12 protein-coding genes are annotated in these 14,044 nt (G+C 64.8%); 5 read left to right on the top strand and 7 right to left on the bottom strand.

What is annotated here, in order from left to right; translation table 11 throughout:
- Positions 1–41 precede the first annotated feature (41 nt).
- Positions 42–2,591, bottom strand: coding sequence for a Tex family protein (locus tag ACQCSW_RS05235; RefSeq protein WP_426989803.1), 2,550 nt, complete (start codon positions 2,589–2,591; stop codon positions 42–44).
- A 137-nt stretch (positions 2,592–2,728) separates the two neighbouring features.
- On the opposite strand from ACQCSW_RS05235, the gene ACQCSW_RS05230 reads away from it, so the two are divergent.
- Positions 2,729–3,025 (top strand): hypothetical protein, encoded by a 297-nt coding sequence (locus ACQCSW_RS05230; protein ID WP_426989801.1) that lies wholly within the window; start codon positions 2,729–2,731, stop codon positions 3,023–3,025.
- 215 nt (positions 3,026–3,240) lie between these two features.
- Here the strand turns inward: ACQCSW_RS05230 and ACQCSW_RS05225 are convergent, their stop codons facing one another.
- From ACQCSW_RS05225 to ACQCSW_RS05215, 3 genes are all read right to left on the bottom strand, one after another.
- Entirely contained in the window at positions 3,241–4,311 is a 1,071-nt protein-coding gene (locus ACQCSW_RS05225) for an alkene reductase (protein WP_426989800.1), read from the bottom strand.
- Positions 4,312–4,465: 154 nt separating this feature from the next.
- Positions 4,466–5,230, bottom strand: a complete 765-nt coding sequence (locus ACQCSW_RS05220) for a PKD domain-containing protein (RefSeq protein ID WP_426989799.1) — start codon at positions 5,228–5,230, stop codon at positions 4,466–4,468.
- A gap of 170 nt (positions 5,231–5,400) precedes the next feature.
- On the bottom strand, positions 5,401–5,865 hold the full coding sequence (locus ACQCSW_RS05215) for a DUF6318 family protein (protein ID WP_426989798.1): 465 nt from the start codon (positions 5,863–5,865) through the stop codon (positions 5,401–5,403).
- Between the two features lie 419 nt (positions 5,866–6,284).
- Between ACQCSW_RS05215 and ACQCSW_RS05210 the strand changes: the two genes are divergently transcribed.
- The 3 genes from ACQCSW_RS05210 to ACQCSW_RS05200 all read left to right on the top strand — a co-directional run bounded on the left by ACQCSW_RS05210 (position 6,285) and on the right by ACQCSW_RS05200 (position 7,901).
- Positions 6,285–6,719, top strand: a complete 435-nt coding sequence (locus ACQCSW_RS05210; RefSeq protein ID WP_354249537.1) for a pyridoxamine 5'-phosphate oxidase family protein — start codon at positions 6,285–6,287, stop codon at positions 6,717–6,719.
- A gap of 19 nt (positions 6,720–6,738) precedes the next feature.
- A complete protein-coding gene (locus ACQCSW_RS05205; RefSeq protein WP_426989797.1) occupies positions 6,739–7,179 on the top strand; it encodes a very short patch repair endonuclease in 441 nt (146 codons plus the stop codon).
- Between the two features lie 311 nt (positions 7,180–7,490).
- Positions 7,491–7,901: an Hpt domain-containing protein gene (locus ACQCSW_RS05200; protein WP_426989796.1), complete on the top strand. Its 411-nt coding sequence runs from the start codon at positions 7,491–7,493 to the stop codon at positions 7,899–7,901.
- Here ACQCSW_RS05200 and ACQCSW_RS05195 read toward each other — a convergent pair.
- The gene (locus tag ACQCSW_RS05195) at positions 7,874–8,644 is read right to left on the bottom strand and encodes a response regulator transcription factor (RefSeq protein WP_426989795.1); all 771 of its coding nucleotides are present in this window, start codon (positions 8,642–8,644) and stop codon (positions 7,874–7,876) included. The genes ACQCSW_RS05200 and ACQCSW_RS05195 overlap by 28 nt on opposite strands.
- Before the next feature lie 108 nt (positions 8,645–8,752).
- Between ACQCSW_RS05195 and ACQCSW_RS05190 the strand changes: the two genes are divergently transcribed.
- Complete coding sequence (locus tag ACQCSW_RS05190) at positions 8,753–10,408, top strand: sensor histidine kinase (RefSeq protein WP_426989794.1); 1,656 nt, start codon at positions 8,753–8,755, stop codon at positions 10,406–10,408.
- Here the strand turns inward: ACQCSW_RS05190 and ACQCSW_RS05185 are convergent.
- Together ACQCSW_RS05185 and ACQCSW_RS05180 are read right to left on the bottom strand one after the other, a co-directional pair.
- Entirely contained in the window at positions 10,386–11,669 is a 1,284-nt protein-coding gene (locus ACQCSW_RS05185) for a 5-methylcytosine restriction system specificity protein McrC (RefSeq protein WP_426989793.1), read from the bottom strand. The two genes, ACQCSW_RS05190 and ACQCSW_RS05185, sit on opposite strands and share 23 nt — an antisense overlap.
- Before the next feature lie 91 nt (positions 11,670–11,760).
- A complete protein-coding gene (locus ACQCSW_RS05180) occupies positions 11,761–14,007 on the bottom strand; it encodes an McrB family protein (RefSeq protein ID WP_426989792.1) in 2,247 nt (748 codons plus the stop codon).
- Positions 14,008–14,044 lie beyond the last annotated feature (37 nt).

Below are 14,044 nucleotides of genomic sequence, written 5' to 3'. Positions count from 1 at the left end.
ACTGGAGGAGTTCCTCCACGCAGCCTCCGCTGAGCACGTAGCTACTTGCCGAGGCCAGCTCTACGCAGCGCCTCGGCCATAGCGGTGTTTGCAGGCGCCGGATTCGGCGCCTGCGCCTGCTGGCTGGAAGACTTCGGATCAGGCTTCGAAGACGATACGTTCTTCCCCTGGCTCGGCGCACCGGATCCGCGCTGCCCGTCCGAGTCGCGCCCACTGGAGTCTCGCCGCGGATTTGCCGGGCGGCCCCCAGCCGGGCGTCCCCCTGCCGGGCGTCCCCCAGTTGGACGACCGCTTTCAGGGCGGCCCCCTTCCGGTCGCCCAGCCTCCGAACGTGTGCCCTCCGAACGCGCGCCTTGGGTCCGCCCACCGGAAGACGACGGTTCGTCGTCGAGCCTTAGCGTGAGTGAAATCCGCTTCCGCTCCGGATCGGCCTCCAGCACTTTCACGCGGACAACCTGCCCGGACTTCACCACCTCGCGGGGATCGGAGACAAAGCGGTTGGCCAGCGCAGACACGTGAACCAGCCCGTCCTGGTGAACTCCAACGTCCACAAATGCGCCAAACGCGGCCACATTGGTGACCGTCCCCTCGAGCACCATGCCGGGCTTGAGGTCGGAGATCTTCTCGATGCCTTCGGAGAACGTCGCCGCGGCAAAGGCGGGTCGTGGGTCGCGGCCGGGTTTGTCCAACTCCGCCAGGATGTCCTGGACCGTGGGCAGTCCAAAGGTGCCGTCAACGAAGGCTCGGGGATCAAGGGACGACGCGGGCGCCGAGCCCGCGGCCACCAGGATTTTCCGGGCAATCGGATACGCCTCGGGGTGCACGCTCGATGCGTCCAGCGGTTCTGCTCCCTCGGTGATCCGCAGGAAGCCAGCACACTGCTCAAACGCCTTCGCACCCAAGCGGGGCACCTTCTTCAGTTCGCTGCGCTTGGCAAACGGCCCGTGTTCGTTCCGGTACGCCACAATGTTCTCGCTCAGCAAAGGTCCGACGCCGGCCACACGGCTCAGCAGCGCGGGCGACGCTGTGTTCACGTCAACGCCCACCGCGTTCACGCAGTCCTCAACCACCGCATCCAGGCTGCGGTCCAGCTTCGAGGCCGTGACGTCGTGCTGGTACTGCCCCACGCCGATGGACTTGGGATCGATCTTCACCAGTTCCGCCAGCGGGTCCTGCAGCCGCCGCGCGATGGAGACGGCTCCGCGCAGGGAAACATCCATGCCCGGCAGCTCGGCCGAGGCCAGCGCCGAAGCGGAGTACACCGACGCTCCGGCCTCGGAAACCACCAGTTTCTGCGGCTTCGTCTCCGCGGCCGGCAGCAGCTTGATCAGTTCAGCGGCAAGCTTGTCCGTCTCTCGGGACGCTGTGCCGTTGCCGATGGCCACAAGCTCCACGTTGTGTTTCCGGGCGAGCCGGACCAAGGTGGCGAGGGCCTCGTCCCACTTCCGGGCAGGCGCGTGCGGGTACACGGTGTCGGTGGCCACCACCTTGCCAGTACCATCTACGACGGCCACTTTCACGCCGGTCCGCAGTCCCGGGTCCAGCCCAAGAGTGGCGCGGTTTCCGGCGGGTGCGGCCATGAGGACGTCGCGGAGGTTGGCCGCGAACACTCGAACAGCCTCATCCTCAGCGGCGGTAAACAACCGTCCCCGGAGGTCGGCGGTCAGTCGGGCCAGCACCCGCGAGCGCCAGGCAAGCTGCGCGGTCTGGATCAGCCACGCGTCGGCAGGCCGGCCGCGGTCGGCGACTCCGAGGCACCTGGCCACGGCGGATTCGTAACGGGACCGCGCGGCGGTTAGGGCGTCGTCGTCGTTCGGATCCGCCTCGGCGAGATCCAGCTCCAGGACGCCGTCCTTCTCACCGCGCAACAGCGCAAGCACGCGGTGCGAGGGCATCCCGGTGGGCGCCTGAGCGAACTCAAAGTAATCGGCGAACTTCTGCCCGTCGGCCTCCTTGCCCTTCTTGACCCGCGACACCATCCGCCCCTGCGTCCACAGCCGCTCGCGCAGGTTTGCAGCGAGGTCCGGATCCTGCGCAACCCGCTCGACCAGGATCGAACGGGCGCCGGCGAGCGCGGCGGCCGCGTCATCAACGGAGTGTTCGGCGTTCAGATACTTGGCAGCTTCGCGTTCCGGATCCAGGTCGGGCCGCTTCAGCAGCGCATCGGCGAGCGGCTCCAACCCGGCTTCACGGGCAATCTGGGCCTTGGTGCGGCGCTTGGACTTGAACGGAAGGTAGATGTCCTCCAACCGGGACTTCGTATCCGCGGCAAGGATCGCTGCCTGCAGGTCGGGGGTCAGCTGCCCCTGCGCAGCAATCGCTTCGAGGACGGTACGACGGCGGTCCTCGAGTTCGCGGAGGTAGCGCAGGCGCTCGTCGAGCTCGCGCAGCTGCGTGTCATCCAGCGTCCCCGTGGCTTCCTTGCGGTACCGGGCGATGAACGGAACGGTTGACCCGCCGTCGAGCAGGTCCACTGCAGCCTTGACCTGCCAGGTCTTCACGCCAAGCTCGGCGGCGATCTGCGCGTGGATATCACTGTCCGGAGTTGGGGCAGACGTGGGGGCGGACGGGTCGTGCGGGAGTTGGGTCACCTGAACATTTTGCCCTACGGGCCTGATGGTCTCCAGCGACGCACTGCCGGGCAGCTGGCCGGGGTATTCCGCTCCGGGCCGTGAAGTGCTGTAGTTGATATGCCGTCACAGGCAATCATTTCGAGGAAGAGGCCACCATGCGGGAACTGCTCATCGTCTTTCAGGAAGGATTCGACGAGGCCAACATCACCGTTAAGGTCAACGGCAAGGAGGTCCGCCGCGATATGGGGGTGTCCACCAACCCGCTGCTGGGAGAAGCCTACGAAGCGTCCGTGGAGCTGCCCGCGAAAGGGGCGCAAGTGGGCGTGGAAGTCACCAACCGGGGCCTGAAAGCCATTACCAAAGTCAGCGGAAAGCCCAAAAGCCTGCTCGTCTCCATTCAGGACGACAAGCTGGTGATGCGCGAAGGAACGGGCCGGGAGGCATTTCTCTAGGTTTGCTAGCGATAATCCAGTCACTGGAGTATTATTTCATCTACCGCTCAGCTCATTTGAACCTGGGCGGGCCAACGTTGAAATGAGCCAAAACAGCCGTCGGATGGCCTATTGGCGCGCGCTGCCGGGACAGCACACCGAGCAGCCAACGACGGCGGCACCCAAGCCGGGTGCCGCCGTCGTCGTTAATCTTCCGCCAGGGCGAGGATTGACCGCTAAGCCGAGTACGCGGGGTAATCCGTGTAGCCTATGGCACCATCTGCGTAGAACGTGGACGGGTCCGGTTCGTTGAGGGGAAGGCTTTCCTTCCAGCGCCGCGCGAGGTCCGGGTTGGCAATGGCGGGGCGTCCCACCACCACCGCGTCTGCATGGCCGTCGGCCACCAACGCGGTTGCTTCCTCCAGCGTGGTGATGGTGCCGAAGCCGGAGTTCACCAGGAACGTGCCATTGAAGCGCGCCCGGAGATCCTGGACCAGCTCACCGGTGGGCTCGTGGTGCAGGATGCTGACGTAGGCAAGGTTGAGCGGTGCAATGCTGTCCACCAGCACCTCGTAGGTGGCGCGGACATCGGCCGCATCCACTTCGGCGATGCCCTGGACGCTGTGCTCCGGCGAAATGCGAATGCCCACGCGGCTCGAACCAACCGCGGCCACCACGGCGTTGACCGTTTCGATCACAAAGCGGGCCCGGTTTTCCGGCGAACCACCGTAGCTATCGTTGCGAACATTGGAGTTCGGGGCCAGGAATTCGTGGAGAAGGTAGCCGTTGGCCGAGTGCAGCTCCACGCCGTCGAATCCCGCTTCGATGGCATTGAGCGAGGCGGTGACGATTTCCTGCATCACTACGGGCAGCTCGCCGATGGTCAGTGCGTGCGGGACGGGGTACGGCTGCTTGCCGGACGGGGTGCGGACCTCACCCTCGATGGCGACGGCACTCGGACCCACGATGGTATGGCCGCCGGTGATGTCCGCATGGGAAACCCGTCCGCCGTGCATTATCTGGGCGAATATCCGGCCGCCTTCAGCGTGCACCGCGTCGGTGACCTTCTTCCAGGCAGCAACCTGCTCCGCGGTGACGAGACCGGGCTGCCCCGGGTAGGAGCGTCCGGCGGGGCTTGGGTAGGTGCCTTCGCTGACGATGAGTCCCAAGGATGCGCGCTGCCGGTAGTGCTCCACGACCACGGGCCCGGGAACGCCGTCTTCGCCTGAGCGGAGACGGGTCAGTGGCGCCATCACCAGGCGGTTGGGCAGTTCAAGCTCGCCAAGAGTTAGGGGGGAAAACAGCATGCGCAGTTCCTTTCGAGGTGAATTGGTACTGCTGTGCCCAACTGCGCGGCGCGTGCAAGTATTCCGATGGAGGTGTGGATCACCCTTTGCGGGGTGGCTTGGCTGGTTTCCGGGCGCGGTTGCCGGCCGTCTCATACGCGTCGTCGGATGCTTGCTATCGGGGCGATGCGACGCCCGGGCACCCTTGCCCCTGCGGGTTCTGGTTGCAGTCGTCGGCGTAGTTCCGGGTGATGGACCGCCAGACGCTAATGGGCTGAGGTAGAGCGCTGAACTGGCCTTGGCCGGGTATGGGCAAGGGCGGCCCGTTGTTCACGGAATACGTGCCTTGAAAGGTCGTAGTGAGGACCACTTGGAAGTCGCCGGTGTCCGCATAGACGTGGCTCGTTCGGGTCTTCTCACCCCACCGGTCCTGCGGCAGCGGCCCACCCATTGAGGGCTGTGGGCCGAAGACGGTTCCGTCGCCATAGTTCCAGGTGTATTGAACCGGCGTGGCGACCACGTGTACCTTCTGCCCCAGCATCGTCACGTCAAACTGCTGCTCGGACGCGTCGGCGTAGAAATTGGTTTCGGCACCGCGGAGCGTGTTGGGACTGGGCTGCGCGACGACGGCTCCCGCGTTGATCGGAAGACTCTCGAACTGCGTCTGGATCTGGGCGGCAATGCGAGCCAGCAGATCCTCGGGACTGGCGTCGTAGAGGCAAGTAGGTCCGGAGTGGTGGGACCAGGCGGGGTTAGCAACACCACTCGGCGCCTTTAGCCATATAACCGGAATTCCGTCTACGCCTTCGGGCCCGTTGACACACTCGAGCTGGTGTCCAAGGCACACCGTGTCAAAGTCGCCTCCGCCGAGGTGGCACTGGAGCTCATACTTGTAGACGTTTGGATCCTTCTTGGTATCCCCGGGTTCTTCCGGCCTCATATTCCCGGTCGAAGGATCGACGACATATACAATCACGCCGACACCGGAATTATGAAAACCGGAGTCTGCACCGGTCCCCGTTGGGGTCGGACTGGGGGACGGAATGGCGATACCTAGCCCGACTACGAGCATCACTGTAGACAGTCGCTGAAAGACCCAGCTCATATTCATTAGCGGAGGGGATGGAGACCGGTAACGCGCCACGCAGCGTCCTGGAAACCAACCAGCAGGACGTTTCCACCGTCGGAAGGCTCAGTGGGCGTTCTAAATTCCGTCCCGCTGGGATCGTAGTAGCTTATGGTCGACTGCTGCACCTGAAGGATGACCTGGTAGGTCCCGTCAGACCCGCGCTCAAAAGTTGTCGCTGACGACGGAATGACGATCTTGCCACCTGCAAGCCAGCGCCCGCCCTGATAATTGGTGGTCAGCGAGCCCGCTATGTTCGAACAAAATTGGCAAGCCGGGGATGTGACCGCCTGGATTCCTGCGATGTCTCCGGTCTGATAGGCATAATTGAGCTGCTCAAACCAGTACGCCGCGAACGCCTCAAGCCCCTCCTTCGTCTCCGTCTTGGCGACCTCAGGAAGCACGGGCACCGGCACGTTCTGCGCGCGGCCGGTAGCCGAAGCGGGCACATAAGCAGGAGTCGCCGTCGGGGTTGGTATACCGCTCGGGCTTGCCGTCGAAGTCGGAGACGCGGACGAGGTGCCCCCAGGGTCGCCACCCGCGTTGCAACCGGTCAAGAGTAAAGCAGACGCGGCAACAGCAGCAACAAGGTGCATGCGTGAACGCGGCGTTGTGGAAGTGGTGTGCGATGTCATGGGCAGCTAATCCCCCGATAGTTTCAAGACGCTTCGCTCCGAACAATGATCTTAAGGGTAGCCCAGTACACATTTGAGCGATGAAAGTTATCCACAGCCACCCGCCATCGGTTCTACCACCGCCAGGGACCAATAGAAAGTCACACGAACAATCGCCCCTTACATACCCCTGGGCAGGGATTTCCCACCCACACCCCTAGAATTCTTCTACCGGTTGTAGAAGGATGGGCTTCATGATGTTTACCCACGCAGATGGCAACCCCGTTCTCGAGCTCGACGACGAGCAGTCCTGGAAACTCCTGGAAGCCACAAGGCACGGCAGGCTCGTGGTCTCTGTGGCCGGCGAACCGGACATTTTTCCCGTCAACTACCTCTCGTCGGACCGGAAGATCTACCTCCGCACCGCGCCGGGCAACAAGCTGGCCCAGCTGACCATCAACTCCAGGGTGCTGCTTGAAACGGACGGCATCCTCTCAGATGAGGCCTGGTCGGTAGTGCTCCGGGGAACGGCGCGCGTCCTGACCAACTCAACGGAGCTCGCCGCCGTCGAAGAGCTGGGCCTGAAATCCTGGGTGCCGACGCTGAAGGATTTCTACGTGGAGATCGTGCCCACGGCCGTCAGCGGCCGCCATTTCGAGCTGGGCGACCAGCCGGAGCGCGAAATCTAGGAGCTCCTGGACTGGAATCATGGCGGACAGGCTCACTCCCGAGCAGCGCAGCTGGAACATGTCCCGCATCAGGGGCAAGAACACCAAGCCGGAACTGCTGGTGCGCCGCCTCCTCCACGCCAAGGGCTACCGCTACCGCCTGCACGGCAGGGCAGGCAACAGCCGCCTGCCAGGCCGCCCGGACATGGTATTCGCAGGCCGGCGGAAGGTCATCTTCATCAACGGCTGCTTCTGGCACTTCCACAACTGCCGGGTAGGCCAGCACGCCCCCAAAGCGAACGCCGCCTTCTGGGAGGCCAAGCGCACCCGCACCAAAAACCGCGACGCCGACCAGCGCCAACAGTTGATGGACGCCGGCTGGGAGGTGCTCACCGTGTGGGAGTGCGAGTTGAAGGACGGCTCCGCCCTCGAAGCCCACCTGGTGGAGTTCCTCGGCGCCCGGCAAGCAGACGCCCGGTAACACGCGGCAAACAGGCGCCCGGTAACACGCGGCAAACAGGCGCCCGGTAACACGCGGCAAGCAGACGCCCGGTAACACGCGGCAGGAAACGCCAGCCAGAACTTGAGTCAATCTTGAGCCTTTGCCCCCTCCCGAATTGATCGGCGCCCGCAAAGATGAACTCCTATGAAAAACCCGCAGTCTCCTCAGGAATCCCGCAGTCCTTGTCCCGAACGGCGGCATCTCAAGGGAACAGATTTACGCTGAAAGTGGACAGAAACCCAAGTCACCGCAACCTATCAGGGCGGCAGACGCGAGCGGAAGGGACGGAAATGGCTCCAACCGATGACGCAGGGCGCCCCTTGGTAGATCCTTCCGTCCTTGACCGGCTGCGGGTAGAACTCGACGAGGACGAGGGCTACTGCAGCGTTTTCGTGGGAAATTTCATCGACTGCCTGCCGTCGCGGATCGGCAAGCTGCGGCTCGCCCTGACCACCGGAGACCTGGACGGGGCCGTGGATGCGATCCTGAGCCTCAAGACATCGAGCCAGATGGTGGGCGCCGAACGGCTGGCGGGGCTGGCCATGGACCTTGAACGTTCCATCCGGGAAGAGTCACCGTGTGCAGAGCCGTCCGTGGCACTGCCGCGGCTGGCCGTCAACTACCTCCGGCCGATCAACCAGTGCAGCCGCCAGACCCTGCACAGGCTCCAGGCTCAGCGCCCGCCAGGCGCCAACCGGTAACCCACACCTCGGACCGTCTGCAGCCAGCGGGGTTGCTGCGGCGAATCACCAAGCTTCTTCCGGAGGTTGCCCATGTGCACCTCCACCGACCGTTCATCCGCTTCGCTGATGTAACTTCCGACGTCGTAATCCTCGTCCCGGAGCCGACGCACCAAATCCGATTTGGTCCGGACAGTCCGTCCCGCCTCGAGCAGGGCATACAGGAGTTCGAACTCGGTCCGGGTCAGATTCAGCTCCTGGCCGTCCACACTGACCGACCGTGAGGCGTAACTCAGATCCAATCCATTGTGGCTGTAATGACCGTTTCCACTGCCAGTAACAGCGTCCGCCGGGCGATCAGAAACGGGAGGGCTCTCCCCCGCGTCCGGAAGCGACCGGGGACGGCGCATCATCGCCGCAATCCGCGCGCGGAGTTCGCGGGGGCGGAAGGGCTTGGTGAGGTAGTCGTCAGCACCGGACTCGAGACCGATCAAAGTATCAAGTTCTTCAGCCCGAGCGGTGAGCATCACGATATAGGCATCCGAGAACTCGCGGATCTGGCGGGAGACCTCGAACCCGTCGATATCCGGCAGCCCCAAATCAAGCGTTATGACGTCAGGATTCAAGGTTCTGGCAGCTTTAACCCCTTCGGAGCCGCTGCCCGCCACGGTGACGTCAAAACCCGCCTGCGTCAGGACAGTGCGTACCAACTCCCGGATATCCTGATCATCCTCGATGACCAGACCCACTCGTGCTTCACTCATACCAGCCCCTCAGCCCCCTCAGCCAGCTTGACAACGTCAGAAGTATAGCCCGCTGCCGATATCCTGCTGGTATGCATTCCCCTATCCTCCCACTTCAGGCCGCCTTTCATGAGTGAACCCGTAACGTGGGCCACGAGTCGCCTCAGGTTTTTCCGGCGGCCCTTCCATGAATACCGGCTGACGGACAGGGTTGTCCTCAGCCAGACGCCGCTGTTCGTCACTGCCCTCCTTACGGCGTTCCTCATGTGGGCGTTCTTCCCGGGGACCATGGACAACCCGCTTTTTGTGGCCTTCCTCGTTTCCCAGCTGGCCATCATGGCATTGTGTTACCTGGTGCCATGGGACCGCCTGCCCTACACCAGCTTCCTGGTCATCCCGCTCCTGGACTTCGCCTCCATCGCCTTCGGCCAGGAGGGCGGACAGGCGAGTCTCACCGGAATTAGACTGTTGGCGGTTTTCCCCGTCATCTGGTTGTGCGCCTCAGGCTATTACCCCCGAGCCTCGCTGTGGGTCTCCTTCTTCGGGCCGCTGGCCATCATCTGGGTTCCTCTGCTGATTCGCGGAGACGTGTCTGGCCCCAGCCTGGCCAAGTCCCTGCTCGTCCCCGTCATGATGCTCGGAATCGGAGTATCAGTCAGCGTCCTGACCCTGAGCATGATGCGGCAGCAGCGGATCCTGGAAGAGAAGGACGGGCAGCTGCAAGCCAGCCTGCGCAGCACAAGGCGGCAGGAAGCCTTGCTCAACTCCGTTCTTGACACCGTGCACTTGGGCGTCCTCGCCGTCGACGCAGACGGCCACGACATCCTGATGAACCGGAAACAGCGCGCCAACCACGAACTGGCCCGCCCGAAGGACATCGACGATCCGAACGAGTCCCAGCTGCTGGTCTTCGCCGCAGACCGTACCACCCCTGTCCCGGTGGAGGACCGCCCCGTGCGCAGGGCTGTCCTGGGCGAGACGTTCACGGATTACCTGGTCTGGCTGGGCGCAGGCAAGGAACAGCGGGCCATCACCACAAGCGCCCGGGCCATGACAGACCCGGACGGGACGTTCGCCGGCTCGGTGATTGTGTTCAGTGATGTGACCGACCTGGTGGACGCCCTGGCCGCCAAAGATGAATTCGTCTCCAGCGTGTCCCATGAATTCAGGACTCCCCTGACCTCCATCCTGGGCTACGTGGAACTTCTCCTGGAGGACGACCCCGGCAACGACCAACTGGAACCGCTGAACATCATCAAGCGCAATTCGGAACGCCTTCTCACATTGGTGTCTGACCTCCTCGCCACCAGGAACGGCCAACTGATCGTGACCCCGCACACCGTCGACGTCGCTGAACTGGTCCGCGCCAGCGTGTCCGCCGCGATGCCCCGGGCCAATGCCTCCCGCGTGGCGTTGAAAGCCGAAACACCAGCCAAGCTAGAGGCCCACGTGGACGGCCCCCGCATCTCCCAGGTGCTGGACAATCTGGTCTCCAACGCGATCAAATACTCGCCCGACGGCGGCAATGTGGTGGTGTCGTTGGAGCACGACGGCGGCCACCTCGCCTGCCGGGTCAGCGATACGGGCATGGGCATGAGCGCCAACGACCAGGCCCAGGTGTTCGCCAAGTTTTTCCGGACCAGCAACGTCCGCCGGACAGCCATTCCCGGCGTGGGCCTGGGCCTGCCCATCAGCAAGGCCATCGTGGAGTCCCACGGCGGAACCATCCAGGTGGAAAGCAAGCTGGGCCAGGGCACCACGTTTACGTTCCGGGTGCCGGTCTAGGTTCGTCCGCTGGTTGTCCCGCGCGGGCAGCCCGGACCACTTCACCCCAGGACTGCCGCGCCAGGTCCGCCACCGCTGCCAGGATGTCCGACGGCGGCAGCGACAGATCCAGCGGAAACTCAACAATGTCGATGTCAGTGTTCAGGATCCGCCGCAGTTTCATCTCGCCCGCCCCCGCATAGATCAGCCATGCGGTGGGCACACCCAGGGCGGTGCAGTGGGCGAGCATCTGGTAGTGGTCGGCAGTCAGGGATGCGCCCAGGTCAGTGGCGGCCTTGTACTTTGCGTTGTAGACCACCACGGGGCGTCCGCCCAGCAGGTGCACGGCGTCCGGGCGAACGGACAGCCGGTCGGCATCATGGACAGCTTCGCTGAGGAGCGCGTTGTACTGCAGCCGCATCTCCCCGGGATACGCCGCCATGGCCTCGCGTAGCGCCGTGCCCACAAAATCCTCGAACACCTGGGCCATGTCCACCACAAACGACGCCGTCTGCTGCTTCCCTTCCCCCGCCTCCGCGGAGGCATTCTTCAGGATCAGCTCAGCGAGGCGCAGCACCGACTGGTAGCGGACGTTCATCCGGCTGGGGGTCCACGGCGGCAGGGGCGCGCCGGCTGGAAGGCGGGTGACGGCGTCGAGCTTTCCCTTCAGCTGCCGCAGGCGGCTCAGCACTTCGGGGCGGACCCGCGGCACCTGGCCCATCCGTTCCAGCGCGGCGCGCAGGATCCGGTTTTCGGCGATGTCCTCGGTGAACTCGTCATAGGACACTTCCAGCGGCACCAGCATGCCGGGGCGCCGGGAGATCTGGTCGGAAATCCGGATGCGGCCCTTGACCGTGCGGAGGGACTCGTCAACGGTCAGGTAGCCCTGCAGCACCCCTCGTCCCAAGGCACGCTCCGCCAGTTGGGCGAGGGATTCCGCCAGCGCGCTCCAGAGTTCGCGGTCCTCGGAGGCGGCCACGGAATCCGGCCGGAAGCCCTGGTTGCCGGCGTAGCCGAGGAGGAAGAGCAGCCGGCTCAGTCCCAGCCGGTCCTTGGGGCGCACATCCAGCTGCAGGGTGGCCGTGCGCACCGACCCCACCTTGCCCGCGGGCTCAATCCGGTACAAACCCATGCCCATCGGGGAGGCCTTGGCCAGCCCACTGGCGTTCACGAAGGCCGCGCTGGCCGCATCAAGGCGTTCCACGGTGCCTTTGGACAGCTCGTCGAGGACCAGGTGGCGCGCTGCGGGGCCGCGGCCGCGCTGCCCTGCTCCGCCGCGCACCGCGCCACTCAACGCGGCGCCGCCCAACGCTGCGCCACCATGCACAGGGCCCCCGTGAGCCGCGCCGCCGTGCGCGGGAGTGTGGGTTGGCTTAGCTGGTAACAAGGCGTCCCAGCAGCTGCTCCAGCCCGAACCGCTCCTCCAGCTGCGCCCGGGTCAGCTGGCCGTGGTAGTGCTCTTCCAGCAGCGGCATCAGTTCGTATTTCCAGATCCGGCGCAGCCCAGTCGGCGTCTGGGCTGCCGTCTTCATGAAGTACGACGGGCCGATCATCAGGTCCCGGTCCCACTCGTCGATGGCGGCGTTGAGCGCATCAAGAAGCAGCGCCGGCGTTGTGTCCAGGCCCCGCGCCTGCAGGAACCGCAGCAGCGACCCCTTCACCGGCTCCGTCTGCGGATGCAGCTCGATGAACGCGAACCGGCGTCGGATGGCGGCATCCATCATCGCGATGGACCGGTCCGCGGTATTCATGGTGCCGATGATGTACAGGTTGTCCGGCAGCGTAAACGGCTCGTTCGGGCTGTACTGCAAGTAGATCCGGTCATCGCGGTACTCCAGCAGGAAGTAGAGCTCGCCGAACACCTTGGCCAGGTTGGCGCGGTTCATCTCGTCAATGATCAGGAAATAAGGCTTCTTCTCGTTCCCGGGCTTGGCGGCTTCCTCGGCCAGCCGGCGCAGCGGCCCCGCCACGAGCTTGAAGGCCACCTGGCCCTCGTCCGTCTTGTCCGGCCGGTAGCCCTCGAAAAAGTCCTCATACGCGTACGACGGGTGGAACTGCACCAGCTTCACCCGCTCGTCCGTGCTGTCCTGGGCCAGTTCCGCCGCGAGATGCTTGGCCAGGTACGTCTTGCCCGTTCCGGGCGGCCCGTACAGGACCAGCTGGCGGTTCTCCTCCAGCAGTTCCGCGATCTCCTGCAGCGGCTCCAGGTCCATGTGCAGCGAATCCGCGAAGTCGCGGCTCAGCGGGCGGAAGCCCTCCTGCACAGGGGGTACGACGGCGGCAGGTTCGGCGGCGTCGTCGTCCTCCGGTTCCGCCTCGGCCGGCACGAGCGCCTGGAGCGCCTGCACCACTTTGGTGACGTCAACGACGATCCCCGAGGTGGCCAGCTGTCGCTGGACGTGACGGGGCAGGTCTGCGGTGGCGTGGCCGTCGTCGTCCAGCCAGCGCACCTTGCGCCGCATACGGCGGTTGTCGTCGTTGTGCTCGGGCTCGCCCAGCACCACGCCCAGCCGCACGGTGCCGGCGTGCTGGTACAGGACCAGGTCGCCGGGCTTCATGACGGCGAGGAAGGCGAACACCGCCGTTTTGGTGTCCTCCCGCTCCACGTAGCCCAGGTGCTTGTAATCCTCGTCCACCGCGTGCTGCACCAGCCCTGCGGTCACTCCGGGGTCCAGGTGGCGGAGATGTTCGACGTCGAGCGTCACCTTCTCCTCGTCCTGCCACGCGGTGAGGAGTTCAGCGTTGTCGCTGTGGGTACGCAGCAGCCATGCGCGGCGTCCGGGGTCCCCGACTTTGCGCCACTGGCTGACCAACTGGCGGGCGTACCAGTCGATGCGCTGGCCGGCCTGTTCATCCAGGTGCAGGCGGATGCGGTGGATGTCCGCGGTGATGTCTTCGTCGCTGTCCCCCTTGGCCCCGCCCACCAGGGAGGCGAAGGCGTCCCGGATTTCCTGCCGCTCCACGTCCGCCACGACGGGCTCGAAGTAGCTGGGCCACGCCAGGTACTCGATGCTGCGGCGGATGGCGGGCTGGTCCCCCGGCGTGCCCGCGGCGAGCTCGTGGAAATTGAGCGGGTCCTTCAGGGCCTTGGTGATGGCTGCCGGAATCTGCTGGTCCACATGCTGCACAAACCGGCAGAGCCACTTGAGGTGGTCCCAAATGGTCCAGTTGAATTCGGCGGTTCGGTCCCTGATCACACCGTGGTCCGTCATGCCCTTGTAGAGCTCCTCGGGCAGCTCCAGCGGCGGCTCCAGCGGTGTCTCCAGCCAAGACGCGGCCTCGGCCACGCGGGCACGCTTGACCTTGAGCGACTTGACCTCGTGCGCCAGGGGCAGCGACTGCAGGAAGAGCAGCTCCACGGCCAGCTGCTTGGCCTCCCGGGAGGCGTCCTCGAGGTTCTGCCGGAGGTTGGTCATCATGGGCGCCTTGGCGTCCGCGGCTCCCCGGTCCAGGCGTTCCAGCAGCTCGGCCGCAGCCTCCGCTGTCCACGTCAGGGTGTTCCCGTCCAGGGCCGACGGCTTGCCCTGCAAGCCCGGTCCCAGCACAAACCAGGCCGCGTCCTCGATCTCCTTTGAGACACCGAGGGCGCGGTGCATGGCAGTCTTGGGGTTTGGGGTCATGGGTTCAAATTTACAGGCTCAAACTGGATGCCTGCTC

Origin of the sequence: Pseudarthrobacter sp. Y6, assembly GCF_050156205.1 — a bacterium.
GTDB lineage: Bacteria > Actinomycetota > Actinomycetes > Actinomycetales > Micrococcaceae > Arthrobacter.
The sequence above is the reverse complement of the archived record's forward strand: the minus strand, read 5'-3'. Positions and strand labels throughout refer to the sequence as shown.